Annotated in this window: 10 protein-coding genes; 7 read left to right on the top strand and 3 right to left on the bottom strand. The window is 29.5% G+C overall.

Going from position 1 to position 18,150, the window contains the following annotated elements:
• Positions 1 to 17: 17 nt before the first annotated feature.
• The 3 genes from Q0958_RS08695 to Q0958_RS08685 all read left to right on the top strand — a co-directional run bounded on the left by Q0958_RS08695 (position 18) and on the right by Q0958_RS08685 (position 2,418).
• Positions 18 to 185: a hypothetical protein gene (locus tag Q0958_RS08695; RefSeq protein WP_175578725.1), complete on the top strand. Its 168-nt coding sequence runs from the start codon at positions 18 to 20 to the stop codon at positions 183 to 185.
• 63 nt (positions 186 to 248) lie between these two features.
• A complete protein-coding gene (locus Q0958_RS08690) occupies positions 249 to 1,358 on the top strand; it encodes a hypothetical protein (protein WP_299122099.1) in 1,110 nt (369 codons plus the stop codon).
• Positions 1,348 to 2,418, top strand: a complete 1,071-nt coding sequence (locus Q0958_RS08685; RefSeq protein ID WP_299122098.1) for a nucleotidyltransferase family protein — start codon at positions 1,348 to 1,350, stop codon at positions 2,416 to 2,418. The genes Q0958_RS08690 and Q0958_RS08685 overlap by 11 nt, the downstream gene beginning before the upstream one ends.
• Here Q0958_RS08685 and Q0958_RS08680 read toward each other — a convergent pair.
• Entirely contained in the window at positions 2,405 to 3,766 is a 1,362-nt protein-coding gene (locus Q0958_RS08680; protein ID WP_299122097.1) for a Mur ligase family protein, read from the bottom strand. The two genes, Q0958_RS08685 and Q0958_RS08680, sit on opposite strands and share 14 nt — an antisense overlap.
• A 154-nt stretch (positions 3,767 to 3,920) precedes the next feature.
• Here Q0958_RS08680 and Q0958_RS08675 point away from each other — a divergent pair, with 154 nt between their 5' ends.
• From Q0958_RS08675 to Q0958_RS08660, 4 genes are all read left to right on the top strand, one after another.
• Positions 3,921 to 6,800, top strand: a complete 2,880-nt coding sequence (locus Q0958_RS08675) for a gliding motility-associated C-terminal domain-containing protein (RefSeq protein ID WP_299122096.1) — start codon at positions 3,921 to 3,923, stop codon at positions 6,798 to 6,800.
• Positions 6,801 to 6,804: 4 nt separating this feature from the next.
• Positions 6,805 to 7,758 carry a type IX secretion system membrane protein PorP/SprF gene (locus Q0958_RS08670; RefSeq protein WP_299122095.1) on the top strand — a complete coding sequence of 318 codons (954 nt, stop codon included), beginning with the start codon at positions 6,805 to 6,807 and terminating at the stop codon, positions 7,756 to 7,758.
• A gap of 9 nt (positions 7,759 to 7,767) precedes the next feature.
• Positions 7,768 to 9,822, top strand: coding sequence for an OmpA family protein (locus Q0958_RS08665; RefSeq protein ID WP_299122094.1), 2,055 nt, complete (start codon positions 7,768 to 7,770; stop codon positions 9,820 to 9,822).
• Between the two features lie 183 nt (positions 9,823 to 10,005).
• Positions 10,006 to 16,368, top strand: a complete 6,363-nt coding sequence (locus tag Q0958_RS08660) for an MG2 domain-containing protein (protein WP_299122092.1) — start codon at positions 10,006 to 10,008, stop codon at positions 16,366 to 16,368.
• Between the two features lie 6 nt (positions 16,369 to 16,374).
• On the opposite strand, the gene Q0958_RS08655 is transcribed toward Q0958_RS08660, so the two are convergent.
• A complete protein-coding gene (locus Q0958_RS08655) occupies positions 16,375 to 17,106 on the bottom strand; it encodes a LytTR family transcriptional regulator DNA-binding domain-containing protein (RefSeq protein WP_299122091.1) in 732 nt (243 codons plus the stop codon).
• Positions 17,103 to 18,143, bottom strand: coding sequence for a histidine kinase (locus tag Q0958_RS08650; RefSeq protein ID WP_299122090.1), 1,041 nt, complete (start codon positions 18,141 to 18,143; stop codon positions 17,103 to 17,105). Before Q0958_RS08650 ends, Q0958_RS08655 begins: the two co-directional genes overlap by 4 nt.
• Positions 18,144 to 18,150: the final 7 nt, after the last annotated feature.

Here is an 18,150-nt window from a genome sequence, read left to right as displayed (position 1 = left end):
GTCTAATTTTTGAGATTATGAAAGAACAAAACAAGAATACAAACAATATATCTAGAAAAGAAGCATTAAAAAAAATAGGTAAGTATGGAAAATATACTGCTTTAACCGCTTTAGGAACTTATATGATATTGAATCCTCAAAAAGCACAAGCTCAAAGTCCAGAAGACCCTGGTGATGGTTTTTAAATTCAATAACATTTTTAATAATAAAACCCTGATATAGTCAGGGTTTTATTATTTTTACAACACATGATTATACATAAAAAAATAGACAATAAATCGATAGTTTGGTTTCAAGACAACAATGAATATATTGTTGTTGAACCTTTAGTTACTGAAATCTTAACTTTATTAGATAATAAAGTTGACAAAACTCTAATTGTTACCAACATATTTAATTCTATAAATATTCCTTATCAACAAGCAGAAAACTTAGTTTCGGATATACAAAACTTATTAAAAACGAATGCAGAAGAGGTTAAAAACATTGAAGATATAGAAATACCTAAATCGTTCAATTTTCAAAAACATTACCTAATAAATGATATAATAATCCAAGTTGATTATTTATCTGATTTTGAACTTTCGTTGGTTCATCCAAAATTTGCTCATTTAGAAACTCAAAATCAACAAAAAGCTAAATTTCATTATAAAGTATATAGCAATAACGATTATATTAGTTTTTCTATTAATAATGAAATAATTAATACTTGGAACATAAATGAAGTTCATTATTTTCAAGGAAAATTTTCTATGAAAATAGTAGAACATATCCATGAAAAAATTGAAGATGAATGGCTTGGTGTATTTCATGCTTCAGCAATTAGTAACGGTAAAGAATCTATGTTGTTTTTAGGTGATTCTGGAAATGGAAAAAGTACTTCTTTAGCCCTATTACAAGCAAGTGGTTTTACATGTTTGGCAGACGATTTTGTTCCTATTGACTCAAAAAAACAAGAAGTATATAGCTTCCCTTCTGCTATCTCTATAAAAAAGAACAGTTTAGAAACTCTGTTCCCTATTTACCCTGAATTAAAAACATCTGCTGAATATCATTTCAAGAAGTTAAATAAAATAGTGCGTTATTTACCTCCTAATAATTCAAATTACACTGCTCATTTACCTTGTAAAGCTTTAATTTTCATAAAATATGAACAGGACAGTGATTTAATTTTAAAAGAAATATCAAAAATTGATGCTTTTGAGAAATTAGTACCAGATTCTTGGTTATCTCCTATTACTGAAAATGCAAAGGTTTTTTTAAACTGGTTTTCTAAACTCCCATGCTATCAACTTACGTATTCAAACAATAACAAAATGATAGAAACGGTTTCAAAAATCTTTAACAATGACTTATAAAGAAACATTATTTTTTGTTGGAAAGTGTCTAACAATTACACATGAGACTAAGAACAAAGAGATTATTGAGAAAGAATTAAAATCGGGAAATGTTGATTGGGATAATGTAGTAAAATTAAGTACTTCACATTATGTATTTCCTGCCTTATATTGTAATTTAAAACGTGCTAACTTTCTTCATTATTTACCAAACGATTTGGTAGAATATATGAAGCATATTACTGATTTAAACCGAGAACGAAACCAACAAATAATAGCACAAGCTAAGGAAATAAATGATTTGTTATTAGCGAATAATATTACTCCTATTTTTCTGAAAGGCACAGGAAATTTACTAGAAGGTTTGTATGAAGATATTGCAGAAAGAATGGCTGGAGATATTGATATACTAATTGTAAATAATGATATTTTAAAAACTGTTAAAATATTACAATCAAAAAAATATTATGTATTTGATAATAAAATTCCAAAATCTTACGGACGTCATTATCCAAGATTAATTCATGACACTAAGATTTGTGGTGTTGAAATTCATAGAGAACTTCTAAGAAAAAAGCATCGAAATCATCTGAACTATAACCTCATCTCTTCCCAAATTATTCAAAATAAAGAAAAATATACCTCTTTAGCTTTACCCCACAAATTCACTTATAATATACTTGCTAATCAAGTAAATGATTTTGGTTACTTATATAGAAATATTAATTTAAGAACCATATATGATACTTTTCTTTTTTCACAAAAATTAGATACTCTAAAAAGTAATTTATCATTTAAATATCATTTTAATATTTTAAATGACAATATTGCTTTAAGTAGTTTGTTATTGAATACTAATTCCAATTTAAAATATAATAACACTATTTCTTCAAAAAAATTTACTGCTAATGTATTTAAAAACAATAAATTTAGAAATAAAATAATTTCATCTATTCTACCTTTTTATAGAGGACTAATTATTAGTAAACAAATTATTACCACAAAAGAGTATTTTACTTTTTTTATTTTAAAATTTTTCAATAAAAATTGGTATAAAGAACGCTTTTTTAACACAAAATAATCAAATTCTTAACCTCTTCAAAATCCAATCCTCCATAATTACCTGAACTCATTAAAAGTACAGCTGTATTTTCTATATTTTGTTTGAATAAGAAATCCTTAAATTCTTGAGGTTTTGTATAAATGATTAAATCATCTCGTTCAAAAGCTTTAGCTATTTGTGCTTCTGTTACCTCTTCTAATTGTTTAATTTTTACAGCATGTGGCGAATAAAAGACAACAGCTTTATCAGCATTATCCAATGCTCCTTTATATTCTGCTAAGAACTCAGCATTTAAGCTACTGTATGTATGTAATTCTAAACAAGCCAATAAAGTTCTATCTTTATATTGATTTTTAACAGCAGTTGTAGTCGCTTCTACCTTACTTGGACTATGAGCAAAATCTTTAAAAATTACTGTAGAACTATTTTCTGATATTTTCTCTAAACGTTTACTTGCTCCTTTAAAACTCTCAATCGCTTCATAAAACTCATCTTCCTCAATTCCCATATGCTGGCAAATCCATTTAGCTCCAGCTATATTTTGCAAATTATGCTCACCAAAAACTTCTAAAGGCAAATTACCTTCTTCAGTTTCTATAAAAGTAGTTCCATTTTCAATAAAGTACGGAGGTGTTTTATATGAATATTTTTTTATTGGATGTTCACTTTCCTCTACGACCCTTTTTACATTTTCATCCTCTTCATTATACACCATGATTCCTCCATTGGTAAGAGAATTGGTAAAAATTGAAAACTGCTCAACATAATTTTCAAAAGTTGGAAACACATTTATATGATCCCAAGCTATACCACTTAACAAAGCAATATTTGGCTTATACAAATGAAACTTAGGACGCATATCAATTGGTGAACTTAAATACTCATCACCTTCTAAAACGATAAACTCGTTCTCTTCAGTAAGTTTTACCATGGTATCAAACCCATCTAATTGAGCTCCTACCATATAATCTACTTCTCTATCGTGATAATTTAACACATGTAAAATCATTGAAGTAATGGTAGTTTTTCCATGAGAGCCCCCAATAACAACACGAGTTTTATTTTTTGATTGCTCATATAAAAATTCAGGATACGAATATATTTTAACTCCTAATTCTTGAGCTTTTAATAATTCTGGATTATCTTTCTTAGCATGCATCCCTAAAATTATAGCATCTAAATCTGTAGAGATTTTTTCAGGAAACCACCCAAATTCTTCTGGTAACAAACCTTTCTTTTCTAAACGCGACTTAGACGGATCGTGAATAGTGTCATCACTCCCAGTTACTTGATATCCTTTTTGTTGTAATGCTATTGCTAAATTATGCATAGCACTTCCTCCTATAGCTATAAAATGTATATTCATGTAAACACCCTAAATTTTCCGTAAAGATAATGAAGTATAACAGCATATAGAAAGCAAAATAATTCTTTTTAAAAAGAAGGCCTCTTTTTTTATTAATCCCCAAATTTTCCGTTTTTTTGTAGTCAGAAAATAACAATATAAATTGCTATATACGATGTTATTAAGATCCACTCTTCTTATTTTTTTATTTTGCTTTGTTTTTATTTCAAATAAAGCTTTTTCACAATGTGCTGGTGCAAACAATTCTATTACAATTTGTAATAAGGATGCTGACCCTAATTATCAAAACTTCAATCTATTTAATCAATTAAATGGAGTTCCCGAAAATGGAGGTACTTGGTCTGCTAATACTCCAATCAATCAGCATGTCATTAACAAAACTACCGGTATAGTAAACTTATGGGCTATTAATCGATTTGGAGAACATAAATTTACCTACACAAATCCTAAATGTGGTGAAAGTGCTGAAATCACTATTCTTCTTGGAGGTTACCCAGGGGAAGACAATGTAGATGGAGGTGCAAATGCATGTAGTGATAATAGTACTGTAGACCTATTTACGTTTTTAGATAATGATTTAATTAACTTAAGTGCTGATATTAACGGACAATGGAGTCCTGCAGCTGGTACTCCTGCTGGACTTTTAACTGACAACTACTTTAATGCACAAGCTGCTGGTGTTGGTACATATACTTTTACGTATACTGTTGACAAAGTTGATACTTGCATCGCTAGAGAAGCTAGAGTAGTTATAGAAGTACATAGAGCAGCTAATGCAGGAACAGCTCAAAAAATTGAAATTTGTGACACAGATGATTTAACTCCTTATACCAATGTTAATTTGTTTGATTATATCATTGGAGGTGACTCAAATGGTATATGGGTAGAAGAAAGTGGAACAGATCAAATTAGCGGTCCATTAGATGCTATCATCAACATTCAAGAAATCTATAATAATTTTGGTTCTGGTAAATATGATTTTAAATATACTGTATATCCTGTACATGGAGTTTGTGGTGAAGAAACTGCTACCGTTTCTGTAATTCTACCTAAAATATCAGGTAATTTTTCTGTTCAAAACCAATGTAGAGAAAACTCTTTATTAATCAAAATCTTACATGACCGTACGCTAAACTCTACATTGACGTACAATTTAGAGTACGAAATAATAAATGCTACCACTAATGCAGTCATGTATACTAATAAGCTATTAGACATTGATATTGTTAACCCTGATGGAACAATAAATTCTCCTGAAATAACATTACCAAATACTACCTTACCACCTGGAAGTTATATAATCAGAACAAAATCAATTGAAGATATTAGAGGTATTATTTGTAATTCATTTACAGTAGTAGAAGATACTTTTACTATCAACGAGGCACATGCTAGACTAGATAATACATGCTATGATGGAGGAAATATAGATTTAACTATTTATGATTTTTACGACAAGAATGGTAATTTGTCAAATAATATTGAAACTATTACATATACAATTACAGGTGATAGTTCAACCTCAACCATAACTAATTATGATATTAATTTTGTAAATGGAAAAGCTATTATCCCTCTAGATTTATCTAAATTTCCTGTAGCAGAAAATGATTTTAATTTTAAAATCACTCCAGCTACTGAAAACGGATTGAGCTGTATTAATTACAATTTTACTATTAACAGAATTCCTGATGACATTCAATTAGATTTAGCTATAGATAATAAATGTGATGCTTCAGATTTAAAAGTAAAGATTGATGCTCCTAAACTCACAAGTGGTAATTATACTATAAACTATAAAGTAACCGAAGTTGCCACCAGTAAAGTATTAACTGAAAATACAATTGTTTTCAGTGGAGGAATAGCAAACTATAATATTGATATTACCAATTTAGACAAAGGTTTTTATAACGTTATCTTAAAAAGTACTCAAGATGATACTACTCCTTGTAGAACAAAGTTTGACTTTGAAATTGAAGAGAACTTCTCTATAGATGGTATTCCAGATGCACCAGACCTGGATGCTAATCAAACTTTTTGTACTTCAGATTTTCATCCGAATTTACCAACCCTAGCTGATATAAAAATAAAAAGTGGCGATAACTTATCTTGGTACGCTGATAACACTACTAGTGTTAAACTTAATCCAAATACAATCTTAGTTGATGGTGAAGATTATTTCGTAAGCGCTACAAGTTTAAATACAAACTGTGAAAGTTCTAAAAGAACTCTAGTTACAGTCACTATACTTGCACCTCAGAATGTAACCTCTACTAATACCACACCTTTGTTTTGTGGTATAGACAAACCTACTCTTGCCAATTTAGATGCCATTGTTAACTCAGGAACTCTCCTTTGGTACGATAGTTTATCAGGGGGTAATTTATTAGCAGTAGATACGCTTTTGGTAGATGGAGTTACTTATTATGCTACAGAAAGCATTAACGGATGCGAAAGTGTTAACCGATTAGCTTTTAATGTTACAGTTATCACTCCTCCCAAACCTCAACTAACTGGAACTACGCTTTTATGTGGGTTGAAAAAACTTACTCTTTTAGATTTTGAAAGCTCATTAACGAATAACACTGGTCATGAACTTATTTGGTACGATGCTTCAACTGGAGGTACTGAGCTTGACAAAGCTGATTTATTAGAAGAAGGTATTGTATACTATGTAGCTAATACACATATAAACTCAGGATGTGAAGGTGAACGTATACCTATTGAAACAACACTTAACAACTGTAATCCTGAAGATTACGACTTTTTTATTCCTGATGGTTTTTCGCCAAACGGAGATGGTGTCAATGATTTCTATTACATTCCAAATATCAGATATTTCTATCCTGACTATCAATTAGAAATTTTTAATAGATATGGTCAACTACTGTTTAGAGGAAATATCAATTCACCTAAATGGAATGGACAAAACTTGTCGAATAGCGATGTTACTAGTGGGGTTTACTTTTATATTCTTAATTATAACAGAGATAATATTAAAGCTAAACAAGGAAGAATTTACTTAAGTAAATAAGAATATGAAAAAGATCTTTTTAATAATTGTATTTATCAGTACGTTGAGTAACGTTTTTTCTCAACAAGACCCACAGTACACAAATTACATGTACAATCAAAGTGTTATAAATCCAGCCTATACAACTAATGAATTAGGAGTTATTAACTTTGGTTTTATGCACAGAACTCAATGGACAAATGCTGTTGGAGCACCTAAAACATATACTTTTTTTGCACACACTCCAATTACAGAAAAATTTGAAGTAGGTTTATCTTTAATAACAGATAATATTGGTGATGGAGTATTAAGAGAAAATAATGTTTATGCCGATTTTGCTTATATTTTATCATTAAGTGAAGGACATAAACTTTCCTTAGGATTAAAAGCTGGATTTACTAATTTTAGAACGAATTTTGCTAATTTCACATTCCCAGATGACGATCCAGTTAATGGAATATTAACTAGCGATACTGCTTTTGACAACCAAAATAAAACATCTCCTAATTTTGGAGTTGGAGCATTTTACTTTACCGACAAATATTATGTGGGACTTTCAGTTCCTAACCTTTTAAACTCGAAACACATTACAGAAAAGAACGGTTTAAGAAGTATCGGAGGAGAAGAAATTCACTTATTCTTAAACGCAGGATATGTATTTAGATTAAGTGACGTAGTTAAATTAAAACCTTCAACATTGGTAAAAGCAGTAAAAGGTTCGCCTCTTGTTGTTGATGCTTCTATTAATGTTCTTTTCAATAACAGATTAGAAGGTGGTTTATCATATCGATTTGACGATTCTTTAAGTGCTATGTTTAATATAAGAGCAAGTAGTAGTTTAAAAATCGGGTATGCCTATGATTATACAACTACTAATCTAAGCAACTTCAATTCAGGAACACATGAAGTATTTGTTCTTTATGATCTTGATACATTAGGGCTAAAAAACGGCTATGATAAATCTCCTAGATTCTTTTAAAAAATCGATATGAAAAAAATAATAACCTTACTAATTACCATATTCATCGTTAGTTTGAGCAATGCCCAAATTAACAGAGATTTAAAAAGAGCTCATAAGTATTTTAACAGAACTTTTTATAGCCAAGCAATTCCTTTATATGAAAAAGCAATTTCAGAAAACAAAAGTTATGAAGCTATAAGAAACTTAGCAGATGCTTATTATTTTCTAAATAATATGAACAAGGCTTCAAAGTATTATAAACTACTTTTTAGAGATTATCGTAAAATTATAAAAGAACCTTATTTTTTCAGGTATGCAAATGCCCTTAAAGCACAAGGAGAATATACTAGGGCAAATAATTTACTCCGTTCTCATTATAAAAATGAGCAATTATCTGATTTAGAAAAATCAATAATGTATCTAGAAAATATAGCTGCAATAGGTAATCGTTATAAAATTGAAAACCTAAATATCAATACAGAAAACTCAGAGTTTGGCGCTATTCAAAAAGGAAGTTCAATAATTTTTGCAGCTCCTAAAAAAGAAGAAGGTTATCACAAACGTTTTGGTTGGACTGGAAACAATTATTTAGACATTTATGAGATTTCTGACAATCAAATTGAAGAAGAAAGTATTAAAAGCTTCTCTTCTTCAATTAACACAAAAGTTCACGAATCAAATATCATCTTTACCAAAGATGGAAAAACAGCATATTTCACCCGAAATAACTTAGTAAAAGGAAAACGAAAAAAGGACAATAAAAAAGTTACTCACGTCCAAATTTACAAAGCAGAACTCATTAAAGGAAAATGGAAAAACATAACTCCTTTACCTTTTAACAGCAATGAGTATTCTACAGAGCATCCAGCATTAAGTAATGATGAAAAAACACTTTATTTTGCCTCTGACATGCCTAATGGATTTGGTTCGTTTGACATCTATTCGGTAACAATACACAACAATAATACTTATGGAGTTCCTCAAAATTTAGGTGCTACTATAAACACAGAAAAGAAAGAACAATTTCCTTTTGTTAGTAAAGATGGTAAATTATACTTCTCTTCAAATGGGCATCCAGGTTTTGGTTCATTAGATGTTTTTGTCAGTGCTATAACCGATAATAAATACGCTAAACCAAATAATGTTGGGTTTCCTATAAATTCAGGATACGACGACTTTTCTTTTAATATCAATTCAGACACCAAAGAAGGTTTCTTTGCATCAAACAGACTTGAAGGAAAAGGAAGTGATGATATTTATAAAATTGTAGAAGAAAAACCTTTAGTTATCGAAAACTGTAAACAATACATTTCAGGAATAATTACTGATATTGATACTGAAGAAGTTTTACCTAATACCACAATTATTCTAAGCAATAAAGCAACTAATAAAACTACTGAAATTAATACCGATAATGAAGGTAAATTCTTTTTTACTGTTGCCTGTGAAACAACTTATACCGTAAAAGCAATTAAAGAAGGTTATAAAACTAAACAAAGAACACTAAGCTTAAACAAGGAACGAAAAAAGAACAACGATGCCTCAATGAGCTTGAAGTCTATTTTACAACTAGAAAAAGAAAAAAGAGAGGCTATTGCTTTACAAAATGCTAAAGAAAAAGAATTAAAAAGAAAACAAGACTTACAGTTAGAAATAGAAAAACAAAAAAAGATAAAAGAAATTATAGCTAAAGAGAAAGATATTGTTCCTAAAAATGGACAATTAATAGTGAAGACAGATGATATTAATTTTGACTATAATCTTTGGTATTTAAGACGTGATACTAAAAAAGCAATAGATAAGGTTATCAACCTTATGAAAAAGTATCCTGATATGGTTATGGAAGTAGGAACACATTCAGACATTAGAGGTAATAACAGATACAACTTAGAATTATCTCAAAAAAGAGCTACAGCAGTAAGAATGTATTTTATGAAAAATGATATTGAACCTGATAGAATTACCGCTGTTGGTTATGGTGAAACAAAACCAATTATAAAATGTAAAACAGAAGAAGATTGCTCTGAAGAACAACATGAACTTAACAGACGATGTGAATTTGTAATTAAACAAATATTATAGATAAATATAAAAAGCAAGCTAAATGGCTTGCTTTTTGTTTATACCAATAGAAATACTTTAAGTATCTTTAAAACGAAACTCTTTGAATAGTTATGTTCACTCACTTAAAATCGAAGTTAACACATTGCCTATTGCATTGTTCATAAACATTTAAGTGCTTTGAATAATTAAATGAATATAGTTATGAAAAAACTAACCTCAATTATATTAGTGATTTTATTTTCAACCATTGTAAACGCTCAAAAAAACTACAAGAACATGTGGGAAGAAGTTCACAAGTTTGAATTAGAAAACTTACCTAAATCTGCTTTAAAAGTTGTAGAAAAAATCTATACAAAGGCTGAAAAAGAAAAGAATACTCCACAACTAGTTAAAACCTTATTGTACAAGAGTAAATTTTCTTTAACATTAGAGGAAAATTCGCAACTAAAAGTCATCAATCAATTTAAAAAGCTTATTGATCAAAGTGAATTTCCTACAAGCAATTTTTTAGAAAACATCTTAGCCAATCTCTACTGGCAATATTTCAACCAAAATAGGTGGAAGTTTTACAATAGAACACAAACAAAAGAAAAAGTTGACACTAATGATTTTAGAACATGGGATTTAAATACTTTGTTCAAAGAAATACATTTAACATTCCAAAAATCATTAGAAAATAAAAAACAATTACAACAAATTGATATTTATACATTTTCTGATATTTTAAATATTGTAAAAGACTCTAAGAGATATAGACCAACGCTTTATGATTTTTTAGCGCACAATGCATTAGAATTTTATAAAACAACAGAAACAAATATTACCAAGCCAGCGTATCAATTTAAACTAAACAATAAAAAATATCTTAGCGATGCTGGTACTTTCAATTCACTTAAACTAGAAAGTAAAGATTCATTATCACTTCAATTTAATGCATTAAAAATCTATCAAGATTTAATCAAATTTCATAAAAAAAATAACAAAAGAGCTTTAGTTGACGTTGATTTACATCGTTTAGCCTTTGTAAACCAACATGCCGTTTTTAGTAATAAACAGCAAACACTTATAGCAACTTTAATCGCATCACAAAATAACTTAAAAGGCAATGAGCTTTCTGGTTTATACGCTTATGAATTAGCAAAATCTTATAATGAACTTGGTAATTTGTACAAACCAGAAAAAAACATCGAATATCGATTTAAAAATAAAGAAGCGCTTGCTATATGTAATGAAATTATAAAACAATTCCCTAAAAGTAAAGGAGCATTAAAATGTGGTACTTTAAAGAATAAAATACTAGAAAAAACAATTCAATTAACTACTGAAAAAAATATTCCTTCAAACCAATTTTCTAAAACATTAGTAAGCTATAAAAATTTAAATCAAATCTATTTCAATGCTTACGAAATAAGTAAATCAGAATTAGAAAAATTAGAAAAGAGTTATCAGAAAAAAGATAAAATTGAATTAATCAATACCTTAAAAAAAGTAAATTCTTGGTCTTCAAAATTAAAAAACGAAAACGATTACCAACAACATACAAGTGAGGTAGTAATTCCTAAATTAGGATTAGGAAACTATTTAATAGTCGCTTCAACTTCTAAAAACTTAGAAGAAGCCATTATAGGTACAGCAGATGTTCAAGTAACAAATTTAGCCCTAATAGCTAGAAATAATGACGGAAGAAAAACTTACCAAGTAGTTAATAGAAATACAGGAAAACCTATAGAAAACGCTAAAGTCGAATTCGCTAATAACCCTAATCGCTATGAGAAAAAAATAGCCAAATATTTCACAACTGATCGTAATGGAGAATTTACTTACAATCCAAGTAGCTATTACTATAATGTAACAGCTACCGTAAGTCACCAAAATGATACAGCAGTTTTTAAACCGTTTTATTTAAACAAACGTTTCAAAAATAACGACGATTATAAATCACACGTTCAAACCTTTTTATTTACTGATAGAAGCATATACCGTCCTGGACAAATTGTTCATTTTAAAGGAATATCAATGAAGGTTTTTAAAAACAAATCGGAAGTTGTTACTAATAAAAATGCGACCATTAATTTTTATGATGTTAATTATCAAATCATAAAAACTTTAGAATTGAAAACCAATGATTTTGGTTCTTTTTCAAGTACTCTAACAATTCCAAATACAGGACTTACAGGAAACTTTACTATTGAAGTAGAAGTTGGAGGCAGAAAAAATTCAACAAGAATAGCTGTAGAAAAATATAAGCGTCCAAAATTTGAAACAGACTTTAATCCAATTACACAATCGTACAAAATAAACGATAGTGTTACGGTAAAAGGATTTGCAAAAGCATATTCTGGTGCCAACATAACCGATGCAAAAGTTGTGTACAGAGTACATAGAAAAGTACAATACCCTAGATGGTGGTATTGGTACAAACCAAGTTTTGTTTCAGAACCACAAGAAATAACTTTCGGAGAAAGTACTACAGACGATTCAGGAAACTTTACAATCAAGTTTAAAGCTTTAGCAGACGAAAGTGTTTCTAAAGATAATCTTCCAATTTTCACCTATGAAGTTACCGCGGATGTAACAGATATCAACGGAGAAACGAGAAGTGCTACTACCTCAGTAAAAGTTGGTTATCATAGCTTAATTGCTGCTATTGACATGGAGAATTCAATAGATAAATCGATTAAGAATAATTCTTTTAAAATTGACACAAAAAATCTAAACGACGAATTTGTAGCAGCTAGTGGAACAATTAAAATATACAAACTACAAGCACCGGATTATTCGTTAAGAAAACGTCCATGGAAAGCACCAGATTATCAAATAATACCTAAAAAAGAGTTTATAAGTAAGTTTCCTCATGAAGCATATCAAAACGAAGATAATGTGTACCAATGGAAAAAAGGAAAATTGGTTTTTGAAACAAAATTCAATACAGCAAAAGAGAAAGAAGTTCAATTAAAAAACATCAAAAAATGGACTTCTGGGAACTATGTAGTTGAATTAAATACCAAAGATAAATTTGATCAAAAAGTAACTGATAAGCATTTCTTTTCGGTATATTCTTTAAAAGATAAACTTCCTTCAGATAACAAATTAGTACAAGTAACAACAGACAAAGAAAACTACAAAGCTGGAGACACTGCTATACTAACTGTTAGTTCTAATTCAGAAGATATTACAGTAATGCTTTTTGTAGAGAAAAAACATCAAATTACCAGTTCTTATTACATAAAACTAGATAAGAATAGTAAAACTATAAAAATCCCTGTAACTAAAGAGGATATTGGCGGATTTGGTATCACTTATTATTTCATCAATTATAATGCATTTGAACAAGAAGCAATAAGCATATCTGTTCCATACCCAAGTACAGATTTAGAAATTATCACAAATACGTTTAGAGATAAACTACAACCAGGTGCCAACGAAACTTGGAAATTTACCATAAAAGGAACACAAAAAGATAAGTTAGCTGCTGAATTATTGGCAAGTATGTACGATGCTTCTTTAGATCAGTTTAAAGCACACCAATGGCAATTCAATCCAATTGAAAAACCAATTTACCATGCCTATAACACAGCTACGGCCAATCAAAGTTTTGGAAACACTCGATTTAACATACATAATTATTCAGATAGAAGAAGCAACTATGGTTTCCCACAGCAAAGTTATGATCGTTTAAATTGGTTTGGATTTAGTTTTACTAATAGAAGTTGGGTTAACAGGCAATACTTAAGTAATTTATCTATTCAACGTACTAATTTTGATGGAACTCTTACAGGAGTTGTAGAAGACGAAAGCGGTCCATTACCTGGCGTTACTGTTATTATTAAAGGTACTAACTATGGAACTGAAACAGATTTTGAAGGAAACTTTAGCCTAAAAGTAAATAAAGGAGATGTTTTAGAATTTAAGTTCGTTGGAATGAAAACTGTAGAAAAAACAGTTGGGGACTTCAAACACTTGTTCGTAGTAATGGAAAACAGTAATGCTTTAGAAGAAGTTGTAGTAACAGCTTATGGAACTAATAAAAGAAATAAATTGACAATAAGAGGGCAAGCTGCTGCTCCAGCAATGATGAAAAGTGAAGTATCTAGACTGAACGGAAATGTCGAAATGGAAAAAGGATGGGCTCCTCAAGACTCTTCTGAGAAATATCAAGATATAAATACTGAAAAAGAAGACTTTTCAAAAGGAATACAGATCCGTAAAAACTTACAAGAAACAGCTTTCTTCTATCCGCATTTAACAACTGATGCAAAAGGAAATGTTTCATTTAATTTTACAGTTCCTGAAGCTTTAACTAAATGGAAATTACAGTTATTAGCACATACCAAAAACTTACACTCAGCTACAAAAACCTTAACAACGGTTACACAAAAAGAGTTGATGGTAGTTCCAAATGCACCACGTTTTTTAAGAGAAGGAGATAAAATTACCTTAAGTGCAAAAATTTCAAATTTATCAGATAAAAACTTACAAGGTTTAGCACAGCTTATACTAAGCGATGCCATTACAGGAAAAGAAATTAACTTATTAGATAATTCAACAAAAAATCAATCATTCACTGTAAATAAGGATGGAAATACTAATGTATCTTGGAATTTAACTATTCCAACTACAGTACAAGCAGTTCAATATAAAGTAATAGCTAAAGCAGGTGATTTTTCTGACGGTGAGCAAAATGCTTTGCCAGTATTATCTAACAAAATGTTAGTAACAGAAACCTTACCAATGTGGGTTCGCTCAAATCAAACAAAAACATTTACATTAAATAAACTTAAAAATCATACCTCAACAACGTTAAAAAACCATAAACTAACTTTAGAGGTTACTTCAAATCCAGCATGGTATGCGGTACAAGCATTACCGTATTTAATGGAATATCCATACGAATGTTCTGAGCAAACATTTGCACGTTACTATGCCAACACTCTAGCAAGTCATATTGCAAATTCTAGTCCTAGAATTCAAGAAGTATTTAATCAATGGAAAACAAGTGAAGCATTGCTTTCAAATCTTGAAAAAAATCAAGAATTAAAATCCTTAATTATTCAAGAAACACCATGGTTACGAGATGCGCAATCAGAAACTGAACAGAAGAAAAGAATTGCATTGTTGTTTGATTTAAACAAAATGAAAAACGAACAACGCAAAGCAGTTAACAAACTTCAAAACATGCAAATGAGTAATGGTGGTTTTCCTTGGTTTAAAGGAGGACACTACCCTAGTCGTTATATCACCAATTATATTGCAAGTGGATTTGGACATTTAAAGCATCTTGGTATTAACCAATTTGATTCAAAAACTACTGCTATAATTAATAAAACAGTACAGTTTTTAGACCTTGAAATAGAAAATCAATATCAAGAATTATTAAAAGAAGCACAGCGTGTAAAAGAGAGAAATGGAGAGAAAAAGTATACAGAATACTTAACTAAGAACCATGTAAACTATTTTGTTTTACAGTATTTATACATGCGTAGTTTTTATAATGATATTACAATTGGTAACGAAACAAAAAAAGCTATTGATTATTACACAAAGCAAACAGCTAAATATTGGGATCAACAAAACTTATACGGTAAGGGATTGGTTGCATTAATTCAGCACAGAACAGGAACTAAAACAATTGCAAACAAAATTCTAAAATCATTAAAAGAAAATAGTATTACTTCTAATGAATTAGGAATGTACTGGAAGGCTAACAAACCAAGTTGGTTTTGGTATCAAGCACCTATTGAAACACAATCTTTACTGATTGAAGCATTTTCTGAAATAGAAAACGACACTAAAACAATTGATAATTTAAAAATATGGTTGTTGAAAAACAAGCAAGTAAGCCAATGGAAAACTACCAAAGCAACTTCAGAAGCAGTGTATGCATTGCTATTACAAGGTAGCGATTGGATATCAGTAACCAATGCTGTTGATGTTACTTTAGGTGACCTTAAAATTGAACCAAGTAAAATGTCAGCAGTAAAAGTAGAAGCAGGTACAGGTTATTTTAAAACTTCTTGGAATACTTCTGAAATCACTAAAAAAATGAGTGAAGTAACCATTTCTAAAAAAGGAAAAGGTATTGCTTGGGGAGGTTTATACTGGCAGTATTTTGAAGATTTAGATAAAATTACTTCAGCAAAAACACCTTTACAATTAGAAAAGAAATTATTTAAAAAAGTAAACTCAGATACTGGTAAAAAACTTATTGAAATAACCGACAAAACTTCATTAAAAGTAGGTGATTTAATTACCACAAGAATTGTATTACGTTCTGATAGGAATATGGAATTTATCCATATGAAAGATATGCGTGCTAGTGGTGTTGAACCAGTAAATGTATTATCAGAATACAAGTGGCAAGATGGTTTAGGTTATTACCAAAGTACTAAAGACGCTGCTACAAACTTCTTTTTCGATTACTTACCAAAAGGAGTATATGTTTTCGAATACGATGTAAGAGTAAACAATGCTGGTAACTTTAGTAATGGAATTACTACAATTCAAAGTATGTATGCTCCTGAATTCAGTAGCCACAGTAAAGGAACACGTATAACAGTTAAATAAAATTATTTAAAAGCTTAAACGCTCTTTAAATATATAGGATTGCCTTCTGGAGATTTCTATTTCTTCTCCAGATTGCATTTCTATTTTTAATTTCCCATTAAACCATGCTACTACTTTTTTTACATGGTTAATGTTTATTATTTGTTGTCTGTTAGCTCTAAAAAACAATGCCTCTGGCAACTTCTCTTCTATTTGTGCAAGCGACTTATATATTAATGGTTTATTGTCTTTAAAAAACACTCTAGTATAGTTTCCTACAATTTCAAATAGAGTTATATGTTTTATTTTCACCAACCAACAACGCTCTCCCTCTTTTATAAAAATTTGTTTTTCTGGACTTAACTTATTTGCTGTTTTTTCTTCTTTACTATCATCTTTACTATGCTCTTCTACAACTTTCTCTATAGTTTTAGCAAAACGCTTCGGATTAATTGGTTTTAATAAATAATCAAAAGCATTGTATTCGAATGATTTGATAGCATATTCATCAAAAGCTGTTGTAAAAATAGTTATAGGAACTTCATCTAACATTTCCAAAAGCTCAAAACCGTCTTTCTCTGGCATATTAATATCCAAAAACAATAAATCAGGATTCTTTTTTGTAATCAATTCAAAGCCTTCATCTACATTTTCAGCTTCTCCTTCCAATACTATTTCCTTATGCTCTTTTAATAACTCTTTCAACTCATTTCTAGCCAAACGAGAATCTTCTACTATAACCGCTTTTAATTGTTTCATGATAATGGTATTTCTATAATAGCAACAACTTCTTTTTCTCTTTCCTCTAAACTAAAAACAGCCTTAGACTCATACAATAACTCTAATCGTTTTTTTATATTCTCTACCCCTACCTGAGTAGTTTTATTGTCTTTTTTTAAAACTCCTGAATTTATAACACTGATGAATAGTTTCTCAGAATCTACCTTAGTTGATAATAAAATTCTTCCTCCTTCTTTTAATTTAGAAATCCCATGCTTAATAGCATTTTCTATTAGCATTTGAACGAGCATTGGAGGTATTTGTACACTAAGAGATGAATTATCTATTACAGTCTCATAATGCAATCTATTTTCAAATTGAATTTTAGAAATATCAATATACTTTTCTACCATTTCCAATTCGTCTTCCAACGCAATGGTTGTAATTGAATTTTGAGTAAGTGCATAACGTAACGTTTCTGATAATGACGTTAGCATTTGTCTTGCTTTCCCTACATCTTCCAACATTAATCCTCGAATATTATTTAAACTATTAAACATAAAATGAGGATTAATCTGCCCTTTTAAAGTATTTAACTGCGATTCTTTTAAAGTTGCCTCTAAAACTAGGTTTTTCATCTTAGCTTCTTTTACCTCTGTATACAAATTAAATGCGGTAAAAGACACAAACCATATAATCCAATTAAGCCAATTAAAAATACGAGTTGCAAACTTACCGTGGTAACTTGATTTATTCAGAAAATATTCATGTAACAAATCTATCAAAGGCCAAAAAACATAATTAAAAATAACAGAAGTAATTAGCATTAACAAAACTAAATACAAGGCTTTAACAGTAACTTTTTTGTTTTTAGTAAATGTTTCTAAACCAATTTGAATAACTCCTGTTAATAGTACTCCTATAAAGAACCAAAGCATACATTCTGAAACCAGATAATAGATTAGCTCCCTACTTTTTCCTAAATCACTAATTTTCATCACATATGAAGACATTAATGTAATTGCCCACACGCTGTAATTAGGTATTGCTTTTTTTGAGAAAAAATAATTCATCATTAAATTT

This window comes from uncultured Tenacibaculum sp. (assembly GCF_947499065.1).
Taxonomy (GTDB): domain Bacteria; phylum Bacteroidota; class Bacteroidia; order Flavobacteriales; family Flavobacteriaceae; genus Polaribacter.
This window is presented reverse-complemented; position numbering and strand designations above follow the sequence as displayed.